General features: G+C 58.1%; 20 protein-coding genes. 2 read left to right on the plus strand and 18 right to left on the minus strand.

From position 1 onward, the window contains the following. Positions 1–162: 162 nt before the first annotated feature. From H8S23_RS03670 to H8S23_RS03735, 14 genes are all read right to left on the minus strand, one after another. Positions 163–2,028, minus strand: coding sequence for a glycosyltransferase family 2 protein (locus H8S23_RS03670; protein ID WP_243165823.1), 1,866 nt, complete (start codon positions 2,026–2,028; stop codon positions 163–165). Further along, positions 2,025–2,792 carry an ABC transporter ATP-binding protein gene (locus H8S23_RS03675; protein ID WP_186886938.1) on the minus strand — a complete coding sequence of 256 codons (768 nt, stop codon included), beginning with the start codon at positions 2,790–2,792 and terminating at the stop codon, positions 2,025–2,027. Before H8S23_RS03675 ends, H8S23_RS03670 begins: the two co-directional genes overlap by 4 nt. Positions 2,793–2,806: 14 nt before the next feature. Next, positions 2,807–3,613, minus strand: a complete 807-nt coding sequence (locus tag H8S23_RS03680; protein ID WP_243165824.1) for an ABC transporter permease — start codon at positions 3,611–3,613, stop codon at positions 2,807–2,809. Next, on the minus strand, positions 3,613–4,185 hold the full coding sequence (gene rfbC, locus H8S23_RS03685; protein WP_186886939.1) for a dTDP-4-dehydrorhamnose 3,5-epimerase: 573 nt from the start codon (positions 4,183–4,185) through the stop codon (positions 3,613–3,615). The genes H8S23_RS03680 and rfbC overlap by 1 nt, the downstream gene beginning before the upstream one ends. A gap of 447 nt (positions 4,186–4,632) precedes the next feature. Beyond that, a complete protein-coding gene (locus H8S23_RS03690; protein WP_186886940.1) occupies positions 4,633–5,925 on the minus strand; it encodes a dihydroorotase in 1,293 nt (430 codons plus the stop codon). A gap of 12 nt (positions 5,926–5,937) precedes the next feature. Next, positions 5,938–6,885: a nucleoside hydrolase gene (locus tag H8S23_RS03695; RefSeq protein ID WP_186886941.1), complete on the minus strand. Its 948-nt coding sequence runs from the start codon at positions 6,883–6,885 to the stop codon at positions 5,938–5,940. Further along, positions 6,882–7,880, minus strand: a complete 999-nt coding sequence (locus H8S23_RS03700) for a nucleoside hydrolase (protein WP_186886942.1) — start codon at positions 7,878–7,880, stop codon at positions 6,882–6,884. Before H8S23_RS03700 ends, H8S23_RS03695 begins: the two co-directional genes overlap by 4 nt. A 211-nt stretch (positions 7,881–8,091) precedes the next feature. Continuing rightward, on the minus strand, positions 8,092–9,072 hold the full coding sequence (locus H8S23_RS03705) for a nucleoside hydrolase (RefSeq protein ID WP_186886943.1): 981 nt from the start codon (positions 9,070–9,072) through the stop codon (positions 8,092–8,094). Positions 9,073–9,076: 4 nt separating this feature from the next. Continuing rightward, entirely contained in the window at positions 9,077–10,063 is a 987-nt protein-coding gene (locus tag H8S23_RS03710; protein ID WP_186886944.1) for a nucleoside hydrolase, read from the minus strand. Positions 10,064–10,085: 22 nt separating this feature from the next. Continuing rightward, positions 10,086–11,009, minus strand: coding sequence for an ABC transporter permease (locus tag H8S23_RS03715; protein ID WP_341479882.1), 924 nt, complete (start codon positions 11,007–11,009; stop codon positions 10,086–10,088). After that, a complete protein-coding gene (locus tag H8S23_RS03720; RefSeq protein WP_186886945.1) occupies positions 11,006–12,088 on the minus strand; it encodes an ABC transporter permease in 1,083 nt (360 codons plus the stop codon). Before H8S23_RS03720 ends, H8S23_RS03715 begins: the two co-directional genes overlap by 4 nt. Continuing rightward, positions 12,085–13,635: an ABC transporter ATP-binding protein gene (locus H8S23_RS03725; protein ID WP_341479883.1), complete on the minus strand. Its 1,551-nt coding sequence runs from the start codon at positions 13,633–13,635 to the stop codon at positions 12,085–12,087. The genes H8S23_RS03720 and H8S23_RS03725 overlap by 4 nt, the downstream gene beginning before the upstream one ends. Before the next feature lie 90 nt (positions 13,636–13,725). Then, the gene (locus H8S23_RS03730) at positions 13,726–14,877 is read right to left on the minus strand and encodes a BMP family ABC transporter substrate-binding protein (protein WP_186886947.1); all 1,152 of its coding nucleotides are present in this window, start codon (positions 14,875–14,877) and stop codon (positions 13,726–13,728) included. A 92-nt stretch (positions 14,878–14,969) separates the two neighbouring features. Further along, positions 14,970–15,683 (minus strand): YczE/YyaS/YitT family protein, encoded by a 714-nt coding sequence (locus H8S23_RS03735; RefSeq protein ID WP_186886948.1) that lies wholly within the window; start codon positions 15,681–15,683, stop codon positions 14,970–14,972. Between the two features lie 196 nt (positions 15,684–15,879). On the opposite strand from H8S23_RS03735, the gene H8S23_RS03740 reads away from it, so the two are divergent. Continuing rightward, complete coding sequence (locus H8S23_RS03740; RefSeq protein WP_186886949.1) at positions 15,880–17,004, plus strand: PfkB family carbohydrate kinase; 1,125 nt, start codon at positions 15,880–15,882, stop codon at positions 17,002–17,004. A 209-nt stretch (positions 17,005–17,213) separates the two neighbouring features. Here the strand turns inward: H8S23_RS03740 and H8S23_RS03745 are convergent, their stop codons facing one another. Together H8S23_RS03745 and H8S23_RS03750 are read right to left on the minus strand one after the other, a co-directional pair. Continuing rightward, positions 17,214–18,890 (minus strand): formate--tetrahydrofolate ligase, encoded by a 1,677-nt coding sequence (locus H8S23_RS03745; RefSeq protein ID WP_186886950.1) that lies wholly within the window; start codon positions 18,888–18,890, stop codon positions 17,214–17,216. 99 nt (positions 18,891–18,989) lie between these two features. Next, positions 18,990–19,475 carry a YbaK/EbsC family protein gene (locus tag H8S23_RS03750; protein WP_341479884.1) on the minus strand — a complete coding sequence of 162 codons (486 nt, stop codon included), beginning with the start codon at positions 19,473–19,475 and terminating at the stop codon, positions 18,990–18,992. A 203-nt stretch (positions 19,476–19,678) separates the two neighbouring features. Here H8S23_RS03750 and H8S23_RS03755 point away from each other — a divergent pair, with 203 nt between their 5' ends. Further along, on the plus strand, positions 19,679–20,527 hold the full coding sequence (locus H8S23_RS03755; protein ID WP_186886952.1) for a DegV family protein: 849 nt from the start codon (positions 19,679–19,681) through the stop codon (positions 20,525–20,527). A 578-nt stretch (positions 20,528–21,105) separates the two neighbouring features. On the opposite strand, the gene H8S23_RS03760 is transcribed toward H8S23_RS03755, so the two are convergent. Together H8S23_RS03760 and H8S23_RS03765 are read right to left on the minus strand one after the other, a co-directional pair. Then, positions 21,106–21,300: a hypothetical protein gene (locus H8S23_RS03760; RefSeq protein ID WP_186886953.1), complete on the minus strand. Its 195-nt coding sequence runs from the start codon at positions 21,298–21,300 to the stop codon at positions 21,106–21,108. A 33-nt stretch (positions 21,301–21,333) separates the two neighbouring features. Beyond that, positions 21,334–23,202: an LTA synthase family protein gene (locus H8S23_RS03765; protein ID WP_186886954.1), complete on the minus strand. Its 1,869-nt coding sequence runs from the start codon at positions 23,200–23,202 to the stop codon at positions 21,334–21,336. Positions 23,203–23,506 lie beyond the last annotated feature (304 nt).

Consider the following 23,506-nt stretch of genomic DNA (forward strand, 5'->3'; position numbering starts at 1 on the left):
CGCCCGTGTCCGCAAACAGATCATTGGGAACAGATCGTTTCGCTCCGTGCGGTCCTCATCGCCCCGCAGCAAAAGGCTTCCTTTTGACAGCCGTGGCCACAGGGCGCACAGGGCCGCCCTCCAGCCTGCGTCCCGGCCGAAAAGCAGCCCGCGGCTGTTTTTTTATTTGTACCCGTAATTCTCGTACAGCAATGTGAAATGGGGGTTGTAATAAGGGTCGCCGTCCCGCAGCAGCGCGGCGTATTTTTCACAAAAGCGCTGGCGCTCCCCCGCGTAGCGGCGCGCGTTGGGGCCCTGGGTGTCCAGGCCGCGGCTCTTGCTCTCATAGTGATAAGCCTCCGCGTAGGGGGTGAAGATATTGAGATAGCCCCGCTCCCGCAGCCGCAGACAAAAGTCCACGTCGTTGTAGCTGACTGCAAAGTTTTTTTCATCCAGACCGCCCAGCTCGCGGTAGAGCGAGGCTTTCACCATCAGGCAGGCCCCGGTCACCGCGCTCATGTTCTGGGCGGTGGACAGGCGGTACAGATCGCCGCGGTTGTCCCGCGGCAGGCCCTTGTGGCTGTGCCCGGCACTGCCGCCCAAACCGATAAACACCCCTGCGTGCTGGATCTTGTCGTCCGGGTAATAGAGCTTCGCCCCCACTGCGCCCACGTCCTCCCGCTGGGAGAACATCAGCAGTTCGGGGATAAAACCGTCCGACAGCAGCTCGATATCGTTATTCAGCAGCAGCAGCTGTTCCCCTTTTGCCTCGCGCGCACCCAGATTGTTGACCGCGGCAAAGTTGAACGGCCCGGTATAGGTCACCAGCCGGCAGCGGCCGTATTTCGGCAGCTCATTTTTGTAAAACTCGAAGGTCGCGGCCTCGGTGGAGTTGTTCTCCAGCACCAGGATCTCCATCTCGTCATAGCCCGCCTTTGCGGCAAGGCTGTCCAGACAGCGGCGCAGATCCTCCACATGGTCCTTGTTGGGGATGAGCACCGAGACCAGCGGGTGCGCGGCAAGGGCATACCGCACCCGGTAGCTGCCCGGGCCGCCCTCCTGGGGCTCCACCTCCCCCGCCAGACCCAGCCTGTCCAGCTGCGCCTGGATCGCGGCGGCCCCCGCCTCGATGGCATAGGGCTTTGCCGAGATATCACTGGCCGTCGAGTGCGCATGGCTGCGCCAGACATAGAGGACTTTGGGGATATGGCAGATCCGCTGCGCGCGCTCGGTCAGCCGCAGGATCAGATCAAAATCCTGCGCGCCGTCGTAGCGCCGGTCCTCCCCGCCGCCGGCCGCCTGCAGCAGCTGGCGGCTGAAAACGGAAAAATGGGTGATGTAGTTGCAGCCCCGCAGGCTGTCGGGTGAAAAATCAGGTTTAAAGTGGTATTCCCGCAGCGTCTTCAGGTCCGGCCCCAGTACGATCTCATCGCTGTAGAGAAAGTCCGCCCCCGTCTCTCCGATGGCCCGCGCCATCTCGTACAGCGCGTTCAGCTGCAGCACGTCGTCGTGGTCCAGCAGGGCCAGATATTCGCCATTGGCCTCCGACAGGCCCAGGTTGGTATTGCCCGCGATGCCCTCGTTCTTTGCCAGGCGGACATAGTTGACCCGCGCGTCCCGCAGCGATCTGCAGAACTCCCCCACCTCGGGGTGATCCCGGTCGCTCGCGTCCACCAGCACCAGCTCCAGGTTTTGATAGCTCTGGCGCAGCACGCTGTTCACCATCTGCCGCAGATACAGCGGCGGCGTGTTGTACAGCGGCGCAACGACGCTGATAAGGGGCATGCGGGGCAGCTTTGCCGCCCGCTGGGCGCGCAGTTCCCGCCGCAGGGGGATATCGGCCCGGTGGCGCCAGTCGTCCCGGCCCAGCATCAGGCCCACCCGGAACGAGATCTCGCGCCCGGTGGCCTCTGCGCCCCGGGTGGCAAAGCAGCGCGCGCCGCGGGCGGCCAGCTCCAGCGCCTTTTTGGGGGAAAGGTTGCGCCGGATGGCTTTGCCCACGCTGTCGCGCTCATCCGCAGCGGTCTTTTTTTCAGGCAAAGCGCTCATTTCTTCCCTCTCGCTTCCTGCTCGGCAGCCGCGTCGGGGTCGAGCTCCTTGTAGGCCTCGCACACCTGTTCCACCGGCCCGTCCATCTTGATGCGGCCATGGTCCAGCCAGGCCACCTTGTTGCACAGCCGTTCGATCTGCTCGATAGAATGGCTGACGATAAGCACTGTGGTGCCGCCGCTCATCAGCTCTTTCATCCGCTGTTCGCATTTTTTCTGGAACAAAAAGTCCCCCACCGAGAGGATCTCGTCCGCGATGAGCACGTCCGGCTTGGTGACGGTGGCGATGGCAAATGCGATGCGGGCCACCATGCCGGAGGAATAGTTTTTCAGCGGCACGTCGAGAAATTCCCGCAGCTCGCTGAATTCCACGATCTCGTCGAATTTGGAGTCGATAAAAGCGGTCTCCAGCCCCAGTACGGCGCCGTTGAGGTAGATGTTCTCGCGGGCGGTGAGGTCCATGTCAAAGCCCGCTCCCAGCTCGATCAGCGGCGCGATGACGCCCCGCACCACGGCGGTGCCGGTCGTGGGCTTGAGCACCCCGGCCACGACCTTGAGCAGGGTCGATTTGCCGCTGCCGTTAAGGCCTACCAGCCCGTAGACGTCGCCCCTTTCCACGGTCAGGGAGACGTTTTTCAAAGCGTAGAACTCCTCAAACTTCAAGGTCCCTTTCGCCTTTTTGATGAAGAATTCCTTGAGGTTGTCCACCCGCTCTTTTGCCATGTTAAAGCGCATCGAGACGTCGCGCACTTCGATGATATTCATACCGTGATTCCCCTTTAAATGTACAGGACAAAGCGGTCCTGGGTTTTTTTGAAGAGCAGCAGGCCCGCCGCCAGGGACGTCAGCGCCGACGCGCAGGTGCCGATCCAGGCGTTGATGCCCGGCATCTGGCCGTAGATGACAAAGTCGCGGAACATGCTGACAAACCAGTACATCGGGTTAAACGGGATAAATTTGAGCGCCCAGGCGGGCAGGATGCTCACATCGTACATAATGGGGGTCAGATACATCAGCGCCGCGACCAACACGCCGTACAGGTGCATGATATCGCGGAAGAACACCGTGGCCGAGGCGAGGATCAGCCCCACGCCGAAGTTGAAGAGGAACAGGATGACCATGGGCACCCAGAACAGCAGCACGGTGACGTGCACCGCCGTGCGGGTGAAGATCATCACGATCACCAGCGCGATCAGGCTGAACAGTGCATTGACAAAGGAAAAGGCGACCTTTTCCAGCGGAAAGATGTATTTGGGGATGTAGACCTTTTTGATCAGCGGCGCGCTGCCCAGCACACTGCTCATCGCCGTCTGGGTCGCCTCGGAAAAAAAGTTGTACATCAGCTGGCCGGTGAGCAGATAAACGGCAAAGTTGACCTCCACATCTCCCCGGTTCAGCTGGGTCATGTGAAAGATCTGGCTGAACACCACGTACATGACCAGCATCATCAGCAGCGGGTTGAGCACGCTCCAGATCAGGCCCAGGGCGCTGCGCCTGTACTTCACCTTGATATCCCGGCTGATAAGATTGTTCAGCAGGTGGCGATAGCGCCAGAAATCCTTAAAATAGGGCTTCATCTTCTGCATCAGTCGGCCCACCTTTTAAAGTAATCGAAGCTTTGCCGGGCAAAGCCGGGGTGCTTGCCGTCTTTCTCGCTGGTCAGGGGCGCCACGCCCGCATCCGGCCACTGGACGCCGATGTCAGGGTCGTTCCAGGGGATGCCGCCCTCGTCGCCGGGGGTGTAGTAGTCGGTGCATTTATAGGTGAATTCGGCCTCGTCGGACAGCACCAGAAACCCGTGGGCGAAACCCTCGGGGATATAGAGCATCTTTTTGTTTTCCGCCGAGAGCGCGACGCCGGTCCACTTGCCGTAGGCCGGGCTGCCGGGGCGGCAGTCCACCGCCACGTCGAACACCTCGCCCGAGATCACCCGCACCAGTTTGCCCTGCGGATGCTGTTTCTGAAAGTGCAGGCCCCGCAGCACGCCCCGCGTGCTTTTGGACTGGTTGTCCTGCACGAATTCGCGGTCGATGCCGCCCTCTGCGAAGTCGCGGCGGGCATAGGTCTCCATAAAATAACCGCGCGGATCCGGGAATACGGTCGGTTCGATGATCACAACGCCGGGAAGCTCTGTCGCAATAAAATTGAATTTACCCATTCTGCTACCTCAAATCACCTTTATTTTGCCCTCTGAAAGGCGAAAAACACGGCAAAACAGCTTTTGCGCGCTTTGATTCATTTTGTATTCTACCACAGTTATGGGCAAATTTCCACTTGAGGGCGCTCTTAATTTTTCTTTTGGCCTGCAGTGGTTTGCAGTTTTTCTCTTTCCGTTTTTTTATACGCCTGATACGCCTTTCTCCCAGTTTTTCTTTCAGCATCACAAACAGGAGAAAAAGGCCCCGACGTGACAACACCGGACAACAGGGGAACCCGCGTGTCTTATGCGGGCGGAGCACCGATAATCGCCCCTTGTGAAAAAGATCTCCAGTGGGCCTGGAAGCCGAAGCTGACAGCCCCACTGGAGATCCCTTTCACGTCTACACAAGACAGGATCATTGCCAAAAACAGGGTTCCGTTGAACGCACACAGCCGTCCTGAATCCCTATTTCAGCGGTATCTCAAACAATTTTCCTCCTGTGACCGAAAACACAGGCGCTCCGATCGTCTCTACCCCGTCAAACGCCGTCACATTGGTCTTGCCATGCAGCCGCGCATTGTGAATGACACCGCGGCGGCTTAGATCCACTGCCGTCAGATTAGCAGGCTGCCCAGATTTTACTGTGCCCCGCTCTTTCAGTCCCCAAATGCGGGCAGGGTTTTCACTCATCCATGCCGCAAGCTGCTCCAGTGTGAGCCTTCCCCGGTTTACCGCATCCAGCATCAGCCGCGCCGAGATCTCGACGCCCGCCACTCCGGCCATGGCCTCCCACAGCCCTCCTTGTTTTTCCTGCGGGAGATGCGGCGCATGATCGGTCGCGATCATATCGATCGTCCCATCGGCAAGACCGGCCCAGAGTTTTTCTTTGTCCCATTGCGTTTTAACGGTAGGGTATACTTTCAGCAAGACGCCCAGCCGTTTGTAATCCGCCTGATCCAGGAAGAGGTAATGCGGACAGGTCTCCGCTGTCACGTCGATCCCCTCCGCTTTGGCCTCCCGTATCCGGTCTACCGTTTTTCCGCTGCTCACATGATAAATGTGGATGGCCGCCCCTGTCTCCCGGGCATAGGCGATGGCTTTGCAAACAGCTTCCTCCTCAGAAAAATCCGGCCGGGCCCGGATCAGGGCGCCTGGGTCTGTGCAGCCTGCCGCCTGTTCAAGCGCGGTGTAATAGTCGTTGATGGCATTGTTTTCCGCATGAAATCCGATCCTCATCCCAAGGCGGGCGGCGCGGCGGAATTGTTCCAGCATCACCCCGTCCGGCGGCGCAGCGATCTCTCCCACCGAGGTGCCCAGATAGATTTTAAAACCCACGGCGCCGGCCTGCTTCAGCGCGTCCATCTCTTCCAGGTTGTCCGCAGTGAGCAGAGCAAAAAAACCGATTTCCAGGCTGGCTTCCCTGCGGGCGCGCTCTGTGCGTGCCCGCAGGCGTTCCGCTGTGGACGTGACCGGTTTTACATTGGGCATATCCACCACATAGGTCATACCTCCATACAGTGCTGCCCGGGAACCGGTAGCGAAGTCTTCCTTTTGGGTAAGGCCAGGGTCTCGAAAATGCACATGGGTATCCATCAATCCCGGCAGCAGATAAAGGCCCGCTGCATCCACCACCCGCGCGGCTGCCTGTGCATTCCCCTCCCCAAGGGCGGCGATGCGTCCATCCTTTACCGCAATATCCAGCTTTTGTCTCCCCGCAGAAGTCACCAGAGTTCCATTCCGAATTATAAGATCAAACATTTTTTCCGCCTTTCACTGCCCCGCCGGCGCTTCGCGCAGGGCCTCCAATACAATTTCTCCCACCCGGTCCGCATCTGCTTCGTTCGCCATCCAGACGTTCTTCTTCAATTTGAAATGCGGGTCGCCGATCAACACCGCTCCCCGCCCCGCGCCTCTGTCCAAACAAATGTCCAAAGAAATATGCTCCAGCTTCCCCAGGCTGGCGGGGTCGACCAGATAAGCGAAACTCAGCGCCGCCTGGATGGGGGCGATATCCGCCTGCCGCCGGGGCCGCGGTCCGCTGTAGGCAAGGGCCTGCCCCTCCAATATCCGGGCAAAAAACTCGCCTGCGGGGCTGCCCAGGGCACGGCACTTTGCGGCATATCCCTCCGGCAAAAACGTCTGCCGCACCATATTCCGCCGCAAAAATATGACCCGGGCGCCGCTTTCAGCCACGATTTTGGCAGCTTCAGGGTCCTGAAAGACGTTTCCCTCGGGGCAAAAGGCGCTGTCCGTCCCTCCTGCGCCTCCTGTGGCCACGACGATCTCCCGGACATTTTCCAACAGGTCCGGGGCAATGCGGATCGCCGCAGCGAGGTTGGTCAGTGGTCCCATAGCCAAGATCGTCAGCTTTTCTGTGCTGGCACGGCACTGCCGGATCAGATAGTCCACCGCGTGTTTCTCTGTGCAAAAGGGAGAAAGCAGCGGCGCCGGTTTTCTTCCGTCTTCCCTTTCCGGCGCCTGCCGGTAAACTTCCCGCACCAAGGGGCCGGGACATCCCGGGCAGATGGGAAATTCTTTTTTCAGCATTTCCCCCACCATAAGCGCCTGTGCCGCGGCCTCTGCGGGCTGCTTCCGCCCCCAGACCGTCGTCACTCCTTCCAGATGGAACCTTCCAGAGGACGCAGCCAATAACACGGCGGCGGTCCCGCCGCTGCTGGCGTCCACATCCAAAACAACGCGCCTTTTTTTCATGCTCATCCCGTTACTCCCCCTCTCCCGGAAAAAACTTCTGCCAGAATATCGCACATTTTGTCCGGATCAGCCTGTGTGACCAGTCTGACGTTTGGCGCCGCGTGAAAACTTCGGGTATCCACCTGCAGTCTCCCGTCACCGATCCCCTCTGAGCACTCCACCATGCAGGCCGCATCTTCCACACAGGTCAAGACGGTGGGGTCGATCAGATACGCGATGCACAGCGCGTCATGGATGGGGGCTGTCCCCGCCCGTTCCAGCGGTTGAAAACGCGCATAACTCTCCCGCCGGGCCCGTACATCGTTTGCCGTAAACACCGCTGCCGTATTTCCTATCGCTCTCAGCCTCCGCTCGTGGGACTCTGTGAGAGCGCAGCTGTGGGTGGCGTCCAGCGTGCACAGAGTAATGGGCGCGCCACATTGCAGAACGATCGCCGCCGCTTCCGGGTCCTTATAAAAATTGGCCTCTGCCGAAGCGGTGATATTGCTCTTTTTCACCCCTCCTCCCATGATCACAAGCTCCTCTATTTTTTCCGCGAGCATCGGGTCCAGCGACAATGCCAGCCCCAGGTTTGTCAGCGCGCCTGTAGCGACAATTGTGACTTTCTCTGTCGTGGTCCTCAAAAATTCCAGATAGTACAGTGGGGCGGGCGTGGCCTGCGGCGCGCAGGAGGGGTCCGGCAGGGGCAATAGATCAGGATTCATCGATACTGTGACCCCGTCCACCTCCGCCGTGCCCCCCAGCACCGGTTCCGGCACCGGGATGCGTCTTACCTCCGACAGGTCTTTTACCATGGGGCCCGCAGCTCCCGGATAGACGGGGATATCCTCTCTTCCGGCGGCAAAGGCTGCCCTGAGCGTGTTTTTCGTCGTGTTGGACACGCTGGTGTTTCCGTGGACGGTACACAGCGCCGCCACCTCGATTTGAGGCGCCATGACAGCGGCCATGATCGCGATCGCATCATCGGTGCCGGTGTCCACATCCATAATGATCTTTCTCATCTTCTGCCTCCTCTTTTGACCCGATATCAAATGATGCCGCAACAGCATGCTGCGGCATCATTTGATATTTATGCTTCCCGTCATGTCCGCCTGCGCGGCGGGCTCTTCTCAACTGGACAGGCACATTTTACCGCCTCTGGGCATCCTTTTTTCACTGCCGCCTGCGCCCCTTTGACCTGTTCAGCGGCGCACGGTAAAAGAGATCGACGCCTTACGCCTTTTGAGGATCGCGCGCAAAGCAGCTGCAAAGGATATCCACGAACTTGAACCGGTCCGCATCATAGGCAAAATAGCCGTTTTTCTCCAAGGGATATGCGCGCTGATCCACGATCGTCTGCCCTTCTCCATAGCCTGCCAGACCGATCTCCACATGGCAATGACGCAGGTCCGTAAGCACAGTGGGATCGATCACATAGGCCACGCACAAAGCGTCATGTACCGCCGCTGCGTCGGGAATGTCCAACGGCTGCTGCGCGTTGTGGACGATGATCCTCTGTTCGCACTGTTCCGCGGCAAACTTGGCGCAAAAAGTGCCGATCTCCCGAAAGCGTCTGCAATCCTCCATCGTGATGCAGGCCCGGTGCGTGGCATCCAGCGGCACCCAAACGACCTTTGCGCCGCATTCCGCCACGATCTGCGCCGCTTCCGGATCGTGCCAGATATTCGATTCGCCCCAGGGGTTGCAGTTGGTGATCTTACTGCCGCCGCCCATCACCACGATCTGCTCTATATGCTCTGCAATATCAGGGGCGATGCGCAGGGCCAGGCCCAGATTCGTGAGCGGGCCGACTGGGATCAGCGTGATTTTTTCGGTAGCCTTGCGGAGATAGTCGACATAGAAGCAGGCCGCCGGCACGTTCTGGGGCCGTGTTACCGCCTCGGGCAGATCCAGATGTTTCGCGTGCATGATGACCGGCTTTCCGTTGTGCATCACAGGCACATGCGGACGGTTTTCCACATAATCGTTGGTCAGATACTTTACCATCGCCGTATCGCACCCCTGATAAACCGGTACGTCAAGGCCCATGGCGTCCACCAGCCGCAGGGTATTGTCCGTGGTGTCTTCGATCGCCTGATTGCCCCAGGTGGTACAGATCGCGACTAGGTCGATCTCGGGGGAAAGCGCCGCTGTCATGATCGCTACGGCGTCATCCGACCCGGTATCGACATCCAAAATCACTTTTGTTGCCATAAAATTACCTCCCAGCTTTTTTGTCGCGCGCAAACAGGTCGCAGAGGATATCCACAAATTTGAACCTGTCGCCGTCAAAAGCAAAATAGCAGTTTTTTTCTTCCGTGTAATACCGTGGGTCCAGGATGGTCTGCCCCTCACAGAAATCTCGGAATCCCACATCGCAATGCACATGCCGCACATCCTTGAGCACCGAGGGATCGATCAGATAAGCCACGCAAACCGCGTCGTGGACAGCGGCCGCATGCGGCACTGCCAACGGCTGGGAATCGTCGTGTACTGTGATGCGCTGTTCACAAAGTTCGGCTGCAAAGTTGCCGGATACCGTTCCCAGCGCACGGAAACGCGCGCAGTCTTCCAGTGTGACACATGCCGCGTGGGTCGCGTCCAGAGGAACTATCGTGACCTTGGCGCCGCAGTGGAAAACTCTCTGGGCGGCTTCCGGGTCATACCAAATATTAAACTCTGCGCTCGGCGAGGTGTTGGTGATATTGTAGCCGCCGCCCATGACGACGATCTCCTCGATCTTATTCAAAATCGAGTTGTCCAGAAGAAGCGCCATGGCAACATTGGTCAAGGGCCCCACCGCAACGATGGTCACCGGTTCTTTGGCCGCGCGCAGATACTGCACATAAAACTCCGGCGCGCTGATCGCCTGCTCGCGGATCACGGCTGCGGGGATATCCAGATAATCGGCATGCATCTGCACTTCTTTTCCATCTTTCAAAACCGGTTTGGAGGCCCCGCGTTTGGGCAGCCGGTCAGGACATAAAAACTTGACCAGCGGCTCGCGGCAGCCGCGATATACCGGCACGTCAGCGCCCAGCAGCTGTATCACCCGCAGCGTGTTTTCGGTCGTCTTGTCGATATCCTTGTTCCCTGCCACAGAGCACACCGCCTCCAGCTGAAGATCCGGTGACAAGACCGCAGACATGATGGCTACCGCATCGTCAGATCCGGTATCCACATCAAGAATTATTTTTCTTTTCATGATGATCGACTCTCCGTTCGTTTTAAATTTTATTTCTTTCCGCCGTGGCTTTGACCGTGCGGATCACCGCCATCAGCACTAAGATCGCGACAGTGCACACATAAGGGAACATGGAAATCAGCTCCGAGGGGAACTTGCCCAGCTGCATATAATTGGACAGTGCGTCGGCCGTGCCAAACATCATCGCCGCCAAAGTCGCGCTCACCGGCTCACCCACCGCAATGTTCATCGCCGACATGGAGATCATGCCGCGGCCCGCGATCATGTCGCGTGCAAACCAGGTCAGATATCCCATGGACATGTACATGCCGCCCAGCGCCGCAATAAAGCCGGACATCCCAAAGGATAAAAAGTAAATGCGGCGCGGGGAGATCCCCACCGACTCCGCTGCCTGCGGGTTTTCGCCCACCGAGCGGATGCGCAGGCCGATCTTGGTCTTGTATAAAAGGAACCACACCAGAAACACCATCAAAAAAGCCACATAGGTGAGCACGTTGTGTCCGGAAAGGATGCCTCCCAGCAGGGGGATGTTCTTGATGAGAGGGAGTTCCATGCTGCCTACAAACAGGCTGGGGATCGCGCCCGCAGTATTTGCTTTCTGCTGTGTGAACAGGTACATCACGAACACCGTACCTCCCACCAGCGCGGTGTTCATCGCGATACTCACCAGATACAGATCACATTTAAGCACAAATGCGCTGTAAGAGATGATCATCGTGATGGCGATAGCCGCCGCAAATCCTGCCAGCATCCCCAGCAGAAGGCTTTGGGTGGCGCCGCTGACCAGAACGCCCGTCAGCGCCGAGGCAAGCATCATGCTTTCGATCGCCAGGTTGAGCAGGCCGGCCTTGCGGGTGACACAGGCCGCTACCGCCCCAAAAACCAGCGGTGTTGAGACCCGGATAACAGAAAACAAAAATTTAACGATGGTATCGAGCACGGTCACGCCACCTCCTTGTTCTTTTCTTTCGACGCCCTGAAGATCAGCTTTTCCTTAAATCCGCCGAGGAAGTGTTCCGCTGCGATCAGAAGGATAATAACGGCCTGCATAATATCCACAAACTCTATCGGGATCTCGGTCGTGTAATTGAGAATGGAGGCACCCGTTCTCATATACGCCAGCAGAAAAGCCCCCAGCGGGATAAAAACCGGGTTCTTTTTGGACAGCACGGCCACGATCAAACCGTCAAACCCCATATTCGTCAGGGCCGTCCACATGTAACGGTCGTAAATGCCCAAAATGTCCACCGCGCCGCCAAGGCCCGCCAGTGCCGCCCCCATCACCTGGGCCAAAATCAAGGTGGCAGTCATATTGATACCGCTTGCTTTGGCAAATTTGGGGTTGGCCCCACAGATGCGGATATCGTATCCCAATGCAGTTCTGTAAAAGATCAGCGCAGTGACCGCCACAGCGATGATGCCGACAAAAATGCCGGTGTGCAGCTGCGTGCGGGGAATGAGAGCGGTCAGCCGTGCTTCCTGCGGGATGGGCTTGGACGCCATGTAGGTGATGCTGTTGTCATACATTTTAGTTTTGACCAGATAGGTCGCCAGGTACAGCATCGCCCAGTTCATCATGATGGAGACCACGGTCTCGTTGATATTCATTTTCTCACGCAGCAGCGCGGGTACCGAGCCGAACAGCGCCCCCGTCAAAGCGCCGACCACCAGAAGCAGCAGCACAAACAGGATATGCGGGATGCCTGCTCCGCCCAGCTGCACGGCCACATAAGCCACCAGGCAGCCGGACATGAGGTAAACGCCTTCCCCGATCAGGTTGAACCGATTGGAGGCATACACAAAACACATCCCCGCGCCGGTCAGCAGATAAGGGATAAACTTGCCGAACAACTGTCCCAGCCGGCGGATCGAAGTAAACGGTCCTACTGCAAACATATAAACGGCCTGAAAGGGGTCGTCACTGATGATCATGATGCATAACAGGGTGATGCCGTAGGCGATGGCAAGGGCAACGATGATCCTGAAGATCTCAAATCCAAACTCTATTTTTCTGGTTTCTTTCATACCATTTCACCCATTTCTTCCGAAGTCATCTGCCTGACCCCCAGCATGTATTCACCCAGCAGTTCTTCGCTTACCAGCGAGGCGTCCTCAAAATGCGCGACGATCTTGCCGTCTTTCATGACCAGCAGGCGGTCAGAGACCTCCAGCACTTCGTTCAGGTCCGAAGAAACGAGCAGTACCGCCACGCCCTCCTCCCTCGCCTTGCGCACTAAAGTTTTGCGGATCATTTCCGTAGTGCCCACATCAATGCCGCGGGTCGGCTGGTTTGCCAGGATCAGATGCGCCCCGCTGGAAAATTCGCGGGCTACGATGACCTTTTGAATATTGCCGCCGGAGAGCATCCGCACCGGCTGGGCGCGGTCGTCACAGGCAACCTCAAATGTTTCAATCAGCCCGTCAATATCCTGATTGATCTTTTTTGTGTCGATAAAAAGGCCAAACTTACGGTATTTTTGGGAATGGATCCGGTCGGCCATCATGTTTTCGCGGATGGGAAGATTTGCGGCGCAGCCATAAACCATACGGTCCTCCGAGATATAGGCCATCCCCATATCTCGGATCCTGCGCACCGACTTGCCGCGGATGCTCTTACCACAGATCCGGATCTCTCCCTGCGTCAGCGGAAGCATACCGCTGATCAGTTCCGCCACCTCGTTCTGCCCGTTTCCCTCTACGCCTGCGATCCCCACGACCTCGCCGCGCCGGATGCCGAAAGTCACACCGTTTACGGTCATGATATTCTCAGCGTTTTTATAGTGGATATCCTCTACCTGCAGCACCAGTTCGGTGGGCGCTGCAGGCTCCTTTTCGATCTCCAGCACCACATCGCGGCCAACCATCATGCGGGAGATCTTGGTCGGGTTCAGGTTTTCGATCACATCTGTTCCCACCGTACGGCCCGCACGCAGCACGGTGACCCGGTCACAAAGAGCCATTACCTCTTCCAGCTTGTGGGAGATAAAAATAATGGCGATGCCGTCTTTTTTCAGCGCTTTCAGCTGCACAAAAAGTTCCTGCGTCTCCTGCGGGGTCAGCACAGCCGTAGGTTCGTCTAAAATCAGGATGCGGCATTTGCGTACCAGCGCTTTTAATATTTCCACTTTCTGCCGCAGACCCACGCCCATGTCCGCGATCCGCTCGTTGGCGTTCACTTTGAGCTGATACCGGTCAGAGATCTCCTGCGTGATCTGCGCAGCCTTTTTCTTGTCAAATAGCAGGCCCTGTCCGGGTTCGATCCCCAGCGTGACGTTCTCCGCAACACTCAGGGACGGCACCTGCATAAAATGCTGATGGACCATACCGATGCCTTTCGCGATCGCGTCCAGCGGGCTCGAGATGCATGCGTCCTTGCCGTCCAGCAGGACCTGCCCGCCCTGAAAATCCTCCATACCGAAAAGAATTTTCATGAGTGTCGTCTTGCCCGCTCCGTTCTCTCCCACAAGAGCGTGGATCTCGCCTTCCCTGATGACCAGATTGACGTCCTTGTTGGCCATAAAGCCATTGGGATAGATTTTGGTGATATCCTGCATGCGAAGTACTTCTGCCAAATCTTTTCTCCCCTTTACCAGATGGGGAGATGAACCCCCGTCCATCTCCCCATGTACTTCATGAAATGAACTGCTTTGACGACCCTCCGCTTACTGGTCTCTCCACTCGACAAAAGCGTCATAATCTTCGAAATCGAAGTAGGAAGGAACCTTTACCTTGCCGTCAACAACGTCTTTCTGCAGGCTGTCCATGTACTCCAGCACGTCCGCCGGGGTTTTGGAGCGGTAATATTCGTTGTCCGCCAGGCCGACGCCGCCCTCCGTGATGCCGTAGGGCTCCACCTTGCCGAACGGGAGCGATCCTTCCACCATGCGGTCGATCGTGTAAACAATGGAATCCGCCACATTTTTCTTCATCGAGGTAACGATCACATCCGCATAATCGGCATTTTCCGACGCCTTGTAGACCGTCCACATGTCGCTGTCTACACCAATGCACCACAGACCGCTGTCGATCCCGCCGCGGCCGGTCGCTTCCTTTGCCAGGCCGGGATAGGCCGAGCCGGAGATACCGTAGATGACATCCACTCCGCTGTCAAACATGGCCGAAGAGACCTCCTGCAATTTGGAAGCGTCCGCCGTCCCGCCGCCGTAAGCGATGCTGACTTCCGCGTCGGGGTTGGCCTCGCGGACGCCGGCCACATAACCGGTGACAAAGTCGTTGCCGACCGGCACATCATTGAAGACAAAAGCGCCGATCTTATTGGTCTTGGTCAATTTCCCCGCCAGGGCGCCCGCCAGGAAAGAGCCTTCATTCTGTTTAAATGCAATGCCAAACAGATTGTCGATGCCCGAAATGTCTGCCGTAGCAGACATATCAAAGGAGATGAAATCAATCTCGGGATATTCAGGAGCATATTTGATACACAAATCGGACAATCCATAGTTGGACTGAGTAACTACCAGGTCATATTTTCCGCTGTCCAAAGCGTCGACAAAAGCATTTTCATAGGTGGAGGTATCTTTGCCCAGTTCGATGACATCTGCGCTCCAGCCATACTTTTCCGCCGCGTTTTGAGAGCCTTCCCAGCCGAGATCGTTAAAGGACAAATCGCCCAGATTCATGCACAGATAGATGATGCTGCGCGCATCCCCGTCCGCTGTGCCGGAAGCGCCCTGTTGTGCCGCAGCACCGGAGGAAGCTCCGCCGGAAGCGGGTTTGTCTCCGCCGCCGGAACCACCGCAGGCGGCAAGCGAGGCTGCCATAGCAAGCGTCAGCAAGATAGCAAGTAACTTTTTCATGATCTTCTTCCTTTCTTTTACTGAAATTCGGAGTTAAGTGCTCCTTTTATTCCCAACCCGCTTCAAAGCGCTTTAAAGCGGGAATACGGACTTTATTCCTCACCCGCATCGCCGGCGAATGTTTTGCGCCGGTTGTTGCGTGAAAGGTCGTTGCGCCTGTCGTCTATGTCCCACCGTCTCCAAACGGTTTTGTTCAGCCCTACCATAAAAAAGCTGAGTCCGCAGCCGTAAAACAAGACCTCTATGATCGTCATTACACCGTATACGCCTCCCAAAGCCAGAGCTGCTGCGAAATAAAAGATCTCGCTGAACATCTTCAAATATTTGTATTCCACCCGTATCCTGTCTGCCAGAGTAAAAAGACAAGCCTCAAAGCCCGCTGTGCCCAGGCACATAGAAGTGGACAGCGCACATCCAAAAGTCCGGCAGACATAGCCCAGCGCCGCCATAGCAGCCTTCCATCCAGCACCCTCAAACAGCCAGGGCACTGAGAGGAAACAGCTCATCCAGATATCGATAAAAAATCCCTGGACCAGGATCATCAGCACTGACCCGATGCCCATATAGCGTCTGGCAAGCAAAAATCCAGCCAGCAGCATGGTGAGGTTGAACACCGTATAGATCCGGCCCGGTAAAATATTCATTCTGCTGGCAATTGCGGTGAACAAGGTGTTCATGGCATCGCTTCCCAGACCGTTCAGGGTGAAAATTGCGGTCCCGCAGCAGCTGATCGCCATGCCCATGAAATAGATGCCGGCTTTGAGAGGGAGTTTTTTGCCATATGCGCAATTTTGCTTTTTCTCCACGGTTCCGCCTCCCGCCCGCAGCCTTTATAGCTTTTTGATCTAAAAATAGTATATGCTATATTTTTTTAAGTGTAAACCCATAAAAGTTATAATTTTTAGTGAAATTAATTGTGCTATTCTTACATTAATTGACTTTTTTATAAAATACAGATAGAATAATTTCTATAAAATGGATAGTTTTAAAGGTGCGATGAGAGTGAACAAGCATGAAAAGATCATTTTGGAAAAACTGACGGAAAATCCTATGCTTTCTCAAAGTGAGCTGGCACGGATGCTAAATATCACGCGCTCTTCGGTGTCGGTTTATATTTCCTATCTGATGCAAAAAGGATATATCCGTGGGCGCGGATATGTGATCGAAGATCAAAAAAGCATCTGCGTGATCGGGTCCTCCGGTGTGGACTATCAGACCGTAATGGCGGAAAATCAAATTTTTACCCCTCTTGCGCTGGATGATTATGACCTGCGGGTCAGCTATGGCGGTATCTGCAAAAATATTGCAGAATCTCTGACCCGGTTTGGAATGCGCACCTGCTGTATCTCTGCCGTGGGTTCTGATCTGCTGGGGCGTTCCCTGATTGAAGAGTGCAAGAGCGCAGGGGTCGACACCGACAGTTTTATGATCGTCCCCTCAGAGCGGACTTCCACCTATCTGGAGATCCGCACGTTGGATTTCAACAAAATCATTCTCGCCTCTGCCAACATGAAACTGCAGCGCCTGATCACCCCTGAGTTTCTGAGCAGCAAGCAGTACAAACTGCGCCATGCCCAGTTGATCGTCGTCGAGGACAGCCTGTCCAGCGAAACTCTGCAATACGTTTCCTCCACTTATTCTCCCACTTTGTTCGTCTGCACCAAGCCCACGCGTATCAAACGCTATAAAAATTTTCTCAATCAGTTCAACGGCATGGTGACCAGCCTGGAAAATGCAGCGGCTATTCTGGAGCGGGAAACGCCCGATATGACGGATGAAAAAAGCATTTTTCGGATATCCAAACAGCTGCACGCCAAACTCGCCGGGCCTTTGCTGGTCTGCTATGGGGACAGTCACTTCTGTTATACCGACGATGAGGCGAGCATCATCTGCGTTTTTTCTGATCCGACTCCCCGCTCGGCTCTTTTTTCTCACTATCGCGATACGGTCGCCACCAGCTTTATCCGCTCTTTTATCAATGACGACGATCCGGTCTCTCTGCTCAAAGCGGTATCTGCCTGCCGGGAGATCGCAGCGCAATCCACCTCTTTCAGCAGCCAGGGTCTGTGCAGCGAGTTGGTGGAAAAAGTCATCTGCGATAAAAAATTCCATTTTATTTATCAGTGATCTTTGATTGTCTCGTGCGCGTCCTTTTACAATGAAAAGAACAAGGGTCCCCCCTAGCGGCACAAGCCGCTAGGGGGACCCTTGTTCTTTAAAGCTTTCTGGAAGTCATCCTTTTGAAGTTCGAGCTCGCTGTTATACTCTGCGGAATCCCGCTGCCGGCCGGGCTTATCCGAATACGTCCGGAGGCCGGCGCAAGCCCGCTGTTTTCTTTAGAACAGCCCCTTGATTTTACCGTCCGCGTCCACGTCGATATTCTCCGCTGCCGGCCTCCTGGGGAGGCCCGGCATGGTCATGATCGCGCCGCAGATCGCCACCACAAAGCCCGCGCCCGCCGCAAGGCGCGCTTCGCGCACCTCCACCGTGAAGTTTTCCGGCGCCGCCAGCAGTTTGGCGTTGTCGCTGAAAGAATACTGCGTCTTGGCGATGCAGACCGGGCAGCTGCCGTAACCCATGCGCTCGTATTCCGCCAGGGCTTTTGCCGCCGCAGGCGCAAAGTTGACCGCTTTGGCGCGGTAGATCTTTTTGCAGACCGCCTCGATCTTTCCCGCCAGCGGCAGACCGTCCTCATAGGTGAAGCAAAGCTCGGGCGTTTCCCGCTGGCTTTCCATCACCGCCAGCACCTCTTTCGCCAGCGCCTCGCCGCCGGCGCCGCCTTTGGCAAAGACCTCGCTCATCGCACAGGGCACCCCCATCCGGGCGCAGAGCGCCTCCACCTCGGCCCGCTCCTCTGCCGTATCGGTGGGAAATGCATTGATCGCCACCACCACAGGCAGACCAAAACCGCGCAGGTTCTCAATATGGCGTTCCAGATTGGGCAGCCCAGCCCGCACCAGCGCCGGGCTGGGCTGGTCCAGCGCGTCCCGGGGGCAGCCGCCATGATGTTTGAGGGCCCGCAGGGTGGCGACCAGCACCACTGCCGACGGCCGGATGCCAGACAGCCGGCATTTGATGTCCAGAAATTTTTCAGCGCCCAGATCCGCGCCGAAGCCGGCCTCGGTTACTACATAGTCCGCCAGCTTGCGGGACAGCTTTGTGGCGATGACGCTGTTGCAGCCATGCGCGATATTGGCAAAGGGCCCGCCGTGGATGAGCGCCGGGGTGTGTTCCAGCGTTTGCACCAGATTGGGGTCGAAAGCGTCCTTGAGCAGCGCGGCCATGGCGCCCGCGGCCCCCAGCTGGCCCGCCGTGACCGGCTCCCCGTCATAGGTGGAACCCACCACGATGCGGGCGAGCCGCGCTTTCAGGTCGGCAAGATCTGTCGCCAGGCAGAAAATGGCCATGATCTCGCTGGCCACCGTGATGTCAAAGCCGTCCTCCCGCGGGGTGCCGTTGGTCCGCCCGCCCAGGCCGTCTACCAGAAAGCGCAGCTGCCGGTCGTTCATGTCCATGCAGCGCCGCCACGTGACCCGGCGCGGGTCAATGCCCAGCGCGTTGCCCTGATAGATGTGATTGTCGATCATGGCCGCCAGCAGGTTGTTGGCCGCGCCGATCGCATGCAGATCGCCTGTGAAGTGCAGGTTGATGTCCTCCATGGGCACGACCTGGGCATAGCCGCCGCCCGCAGCGCCGCCTTTGACGCCGAACACCGGGCCCAGGCTGGGCTCGCGCAGGCAGAGCATCACCCGTTTGTCCAGCCGGTGCAGCGCGTCGGCCAGCCCCACGCTGGTGGTGGTCTTTCCCTCTCCCGCCGGGGTGGGGCTGATGGCGGTGACCAGAATGACCTTGCCGTCCGGCCGGCCTGCGCTGCGGGCCACAAGGCGGTGATCCACCTTTGCCTTATAGCGGCCGTAGAGATCGACGCTCTCTTCCGGCAGGCCCACGGCCTCAGCGATGCGGGATATGGGCAGCAGCTGGGTGCTCTGGGCGATCTCGATATCAGTTTTCATGCTTTGCCTCCTGTCGTCACGGTGTGTGTGTTCCCCCCGCGCCTTCCGGCGCGAAAAAACCGGGCGTCCCCCATACGAGGGGCCCGGCTGTTTTCCATTCTATTCCGCCGGGGCGGCGGGCGCTTCCTCTTTGCACACGTCCACCCAGGTCCCGCCGGTATACTCTTCGAACCGCGCCACCTCGACCCGCACCGCGCTGTCCTGCGTGCCCGCCGCGGGGTAAACCACCTCATACTTTTTCAGCGACTTGTCCAGATAGACGCCTACCCCGTCCGGCAGGGCAAACGGGCAGACGCCGCCCACCGGGTGCCCGGTGACAGCCAATGTGTCCTCAAAACTGAGCATGCTGGCCTTGCAGTGGAACTGCTCTTTAAACTTGTGGTTGTCGATGCGGCCGGTACCGCAGACCACCAGCACGATGGGAGTGCCGTCCTTGAGGCGGAAAGCGAGGCTTTTGGCGATCATGCCGTCCTCGACCCCCAGCACGGCGGCCGCTTTGGCCACGGTGCTGGTATCCTCGCCCGTGAAGACAGCCTCCAGGTCAAAACCTTTCTGTTTAAAAAATTCGGTGACTTTGTTCTCCACTTTTCCTTTTCCCCTCTCCTGACGGCAGAGACGCAAAGCCTTTTTGCCGTATATACAGAATATTAACAAATCCCCGGTATAATTACAAGTACCGCCGCCGGGGCGCCGCCCCGGTCGGTTTGACAAATCCGCCTGCAATCCTTACAATTGAATCGATATACAACTGAAAGACCGGCCCTGCGGGGCTGAAGGAGGCCCCTTTTATGCCAATCCAGATCCTTGCCGACAGCTGCTGCGACCTGACCCCCGCCCTCAAGAGCCTGCTGGGGCTGCGCCATATCCCCCTGGAGCTGCGCCCCGGGCCGGGGCAGTGCTTTGTCGACGACGAAACGCTGGACACCCATCTGCTGCTGCAGGCCATGAAAGCCACCAAAGAGGCCACCGGCACCGCCTGCCCGTCGCCGGAGGCCTATGCGCAGGCCATGCGCGGATGCGACGAGTGCGTGGTGATCACCCTGTCTGCAAAGCTGTCCGGCAGCTACAACGCCGCGGTGATGGGCCGCGACCTGGTGCTGGAGGAAGAACCCGAAAAAAAGATCTTCATCCTGGACTCTGAGAGCGCGGCGGCGGGCGAGACCCGGCTGGCGCTGCTGCTGTTCGACCTTGTGCGGGCCGGACTGCCTTTTGAAGAGGTAACGGCCCAGGCCTGTGCGTTCCGGGACAAGATGCGCACCCTTTTTGTGCTGGAAGATCTGTCGAACCTGATCAAAAACGGCCGCATCAGCAAGGCTGCGGGCGTGATCGGCAGCATGCTCAGCCTGCGGCCCATTATGAGCGACAACGGCCACGGTGAGATCGCCTGTCTGGAAAAAGTGCGCGGCACGGCCAATGCGCTGACAAAGCTGGTGGCCCGGGTGGGCGAGATGACCCGGGACGCCGCGGCCCACAGCGTACAGCTGGTGATGAGCCAGTGCAACTGCACTGAACGCGCGCTGGGGCTGAAAAAGGCCCTGCTGGAGGCCTGCCCCGCGCTGGAAGACGTGCTGATCGTGCCCGCTGCAGGCGTCTCGACCGTCTACGCAAATGACGGAGGGATCGTCATCGCGTTTTAAAAAAGCCCGGACCCGTCATTTGCGGGCTGGTTTTCACCGCGTTTGGGAGGCTGCCGTCCGGCAGCCTCGCCGGGTACACGATCTCCCTGCCTGCGTCTTGAGATGAGCGGGGGACCGTTTCCTGAGGCCGTTCCTTTTTGAAAAGGGGAAAACGCACCGCGGCCTCCGGGCTTTTGCACAACAAAACAGGGCCTCAGGCCCCTTTTATGCTGCTCCCCCGCTGTGGCCATCCCAAAAGACGGTCAGTTGTACCGCCGTATATCTTTGCTTCCGCAGCTAAAAAACGGCCGCTGCTTTCGGCTCTCCGCTTCCCGGCCCGCGCTTTCCCTGCAAAGAAAAACTGCCCGGGCGCGCGCCGCCGGTACAGCCGCGGCCGTATCCACACAACATGAAAGGCCGGAGCGGCGGGGAAAACCTCCCTGCCGCTCCGGCCCTTTTTTTATCGCCTTTCAAACTTTGGCCTTTCTTCGCCCATGTGCCGCCTGCGCGGCGCAGGGGCGCTTTTTCTCTCACCCGAAAAACAGCGGCTGCGCACTGCTTTTCGGCTGCGCCTCGCCTATGCCGGCGCGCTTTTTCCCTCACCCGCGGGACAGAGGCAGGGTCAGGCGCCCTGTCAGCAGCAGAAAAAGCGCGGTCAACCCCGCGATCGTCAGCAGGACCCCGGCCGCACGCAGGGCCAAGGCAGCGCCCCGGCTCTTTTTGCCCGCCGCGCCGGCAAGCGCGAACAAAAGCGCGCCCAACAAGACGGCCAGCGCCCCCATCAGCGGATACATCGCTCGTCTTCCTTTCCCTGCCGGCCGGGCCGGTCAGCCGTACATTTTTTGATGCGCGAATCCCTCGCCGAACATGGCGTCGTACTGCAGCAGCTTCTGTTTTTCCAGCAGGTCTTTCTGCGCTTCGCCGGCATTGGACACCGGCCCGGCAAAGCTGCCGTCCGGGCCGATCACCTCGCCCAGGTTGACCCCTTTCATCACGGTCTGGCTCTGGGCCAGAAAATCAAACCAGGCGGGCCGCAGCACATTATAGCGGGCCAGCATGGTCGCCAGCAGCTGATAAGGGGGCATGGTCCCCGCCGTCTCAGCCTCTTTTGTCTCAAAGTTGGACCACATCAGATAGGGCGCGATGTGCTTGGCCCGGAGCTGTTCCTCCTCGCTGAGCGCCTGGAAAGAGCCCAGCTCATCCAGCAGCTCCCGGCCGTCCCGGTCGCCGATGGCGGTCTGGTGATCGCCGAAGAACAAGAGCACCACGTCCCGGTCGCTGCGGGCAAAATAATCGCAGAGCAGGCCGATGGCGCGGTCAGCATCCCGCAGGCCGGTGGCGACGCTTTCCAGGCTGTCCACATAGTACTCCGGCACGCCGGGCAGCTGCGCGTTCACCTTATAGTCCGCCGTGTACTCGTCGGGGTCGTTGGGGATATGGTTCTGCATGGTCACGGTGTGCAGAAAAACGCTGCTGCCGTCGGCAGTGGCCTGTTCATAGAGCTCGATCAGTTTTTTTGCCGTCTCGACGTCGTCGATATAAGCCCCGTGCATCTGCGGGTCGTCAAAATCGTCCTGCGCGTAAAACTCGTCAAACCCCATGGCCGGATACGCCTTGTCACGGCTGTAGATGGTCGGGTCATAGGGATGCAGCGCGATGGTTTTATAGCCCTGTTCTTTCAAAAAGCGCGGATAGCAGGGGAACTCCCCGTCCACGTATTCCACATACGGGATGCTGCCGGTGGGCAGCAGGCTGGTGGAAAAGCCGGTCAGTGCGCCGAACTCCATCTCCTCGGTGCCGCCGGAATATTTGTCCGAGATATAACTGCCCGAGATCCCCTCCGCCGCATAGCGGTCATAGTTTTCGGTCAGATCCGTGTCGTAGGACGCCCCCTGTACATTGTCCAGCCGATAGTAGCTTTCCAGCATCACCACGATCACGTCCGGGCGGCGCTGGGCGCTGCGGTCCGTTTTGGGCAGCGCCTGCGCGGCCCCGGCGGCGGCCGCCTCACCGTAGCCTTTGGGCGCGCGCGGGCTCATTGCACCCGTATACATCAAAAACCCGGTGGCAAAGGTGCTTTGTTCATAGCTTTTGGAGGGCTGAAACGCCATGGTGTCGATCTTGAAAGCGGCCTGCACGCCGCTGTTCCAGAGCACGCCCCACAGATAAACGCCGCAGAACGCCGCCGCTGCCAGCGGCCCGGCCACCCGCAGCGCCAGACCCTTTGCACCGCCGGGCAGCGGCAGCTGGATGGGGAGCAGCAGCAGGATGCTGAGCGAAAAAAAGAGGAAGAACACCCCCATCTGAAAGGTGGGCGGGATGGACAGCTCGGTCGCCACCTTTGCCGCGTCCCCGGCAATGGCCAGATCTTTCGGCAGCACCGGATCGCCGCGGTAGGTGAGCTTGTAAAAGTTGACATAGGCGCCGATGAACAAAAGCCCGCCCGTCAGCGCCGCACCTGTCCAGGGACGGCGGGTGAGCAAAGCGAACAGGGCGATCAGCGCGGCCAGAAAAACCGTGCCCAGCAGCGCCGCACCCAGATGGCCCGCAAAATAGGCCACGGCCCGGCCCACACTCTGCAGCCGCACCCACTCCACAAAAAACTGGCACATCAGCGGAAAGACCGCCACGGCCCACAGGGCGAGCAGGAGCGCCGCGCGGCGGCTGTTTTTCAATTTTTGCACGGCCGTTTTCAAGATAAAAGATTCCCTTCCGCCCCCGGCAAAACAGGGGCGCTGATATTGGCTTGTCACTTATAAAACGCGGCTGCCGGATTTTTTCTTTCAAATTTGTTCATTTTTTCAAAATTTTACCCAGAAAAGGTCCTGCCAAAACAGACACAGGCCCGGCGACCACCGGGCCTGTGTCTGTTTATCTCAATATTATGATCAAATCCAAAAGGTCTTTGGTCCCGGCCGGGGAGGCTGTCGCCCTCCAAAAAAAGGCTTTTGCGTGGCTGCGGGGCAAAACGGGAACGGGCAAGATCCGCCCCCCTGAAAA

It is taken from the genome of Anaerofilum hominis (assembly GCF_014287275.1).
Taxonomy (GTDB): Bacteria; Bacillota; Clostridia; order Oscillospirales; family Ruminococcaceae; genus Pygmaiobacter; species Pygmaiobacter hominis.

Bases quoted from the DNA above. Each gene is read 5' to 3' on its own strand.
- H8S23_RS03700 (WP_186886942.1), bottom strand. From the start codon at position 7,880: ATGAGAAAGATCATTATGGATGTGGACACCGGCACCGATGATGCGATC.
- H8S23_RS03670 (WP_243165823.1), bottom strand. From the start codon at position 2,028: ATGAGCGCTTTGCCTGAAAAAAAGACCGCTGCGGATGAGCGCGACAGC.
- H8S23_RS03705 (WP_186886943.1), bottom strand. From the start codon at position 9,072: ATGGCAACAAAAGTGATTTTGGATGTCGATACCGGGTCGGATGACGCC.
- H8S23_RS03680 (WP_243165824.1), bottom strand. From the start codon at position 3,613: ATGCAGAAGATGAAGCCCTATTTTAAGGATTTCTGGCGCTATCGCCAC.
- H8S23_RS03745 (WP_186886950.1), bottom strand. From the start codon at position 18,890: ATGAAAACTGATATCGAGATCGCCCAGAGCACCCAGCTGCTGCCCATA.
- H8S23_RS03695 (WP_186886941.1), bottom strand. From the start codon at position 6,885: ATGAGCATGAAAAAAAGGCGCGTTGTTTTGGATGTGGACGCCAGCAGC.
- H8S23_RS03720 (WP_186886945.1), bottom strand. From the start codon at position 12,088: ATGAAAGAAACCAGAAAAATAGAGTTTGGATTTGAGATCTTCAGGATC.
- H8S23_RS03755 (WP_186886952.1), top strand. From the start codon at position 19,679: ATGCCAATCCAGATCCTTGCCGACAGCTGCTGCGACCTGACCCCCGCC.
- rfbC (WP_186886939.1), bottom strand. From the start codon at position 4,185: ATGGGTAAATTCAATTTTATTGCGACAGAGCTTCCCGGCGTTGTGATC.
- H8S23_RS03760 (WP_186886953.1), bottom strand. From the start codon at position 21,300: ATGTATCCGCTGATGGGGGCGCTGGCCGTCTTGTTGGGCGCGCTTTTG.
- H8S23_RS03690 (WP_186886940.1), bottom strand. From the start codon at position 5,925: ATGTTTGATCTTATAATTCGGAATGGAACTCTGGTGACTTCTGCGGGG.
- H8S23_RS03730 (WP_186886947.1), bottom strand. From the start codon at position 14,877: ATGAAAAAGTTACTTGCTATCTTGCTGACGCTTGCTATGGCAGCCTCG.
- H8S23_RS03710 (WP_186886944.1), bottom strand. From the start codon at position 10,063: ATGAAAAGAAAAATAATTCTTGATGTGGATACCGGATCTGACGATGCG.
- H8S23_RS03675 (WP_186886938.1), bottom strand. From the start codon at position 2,792: ATGAATATCATCGAAGTGCGCGACGTCTCGATGCGCTTTAACATGGCA.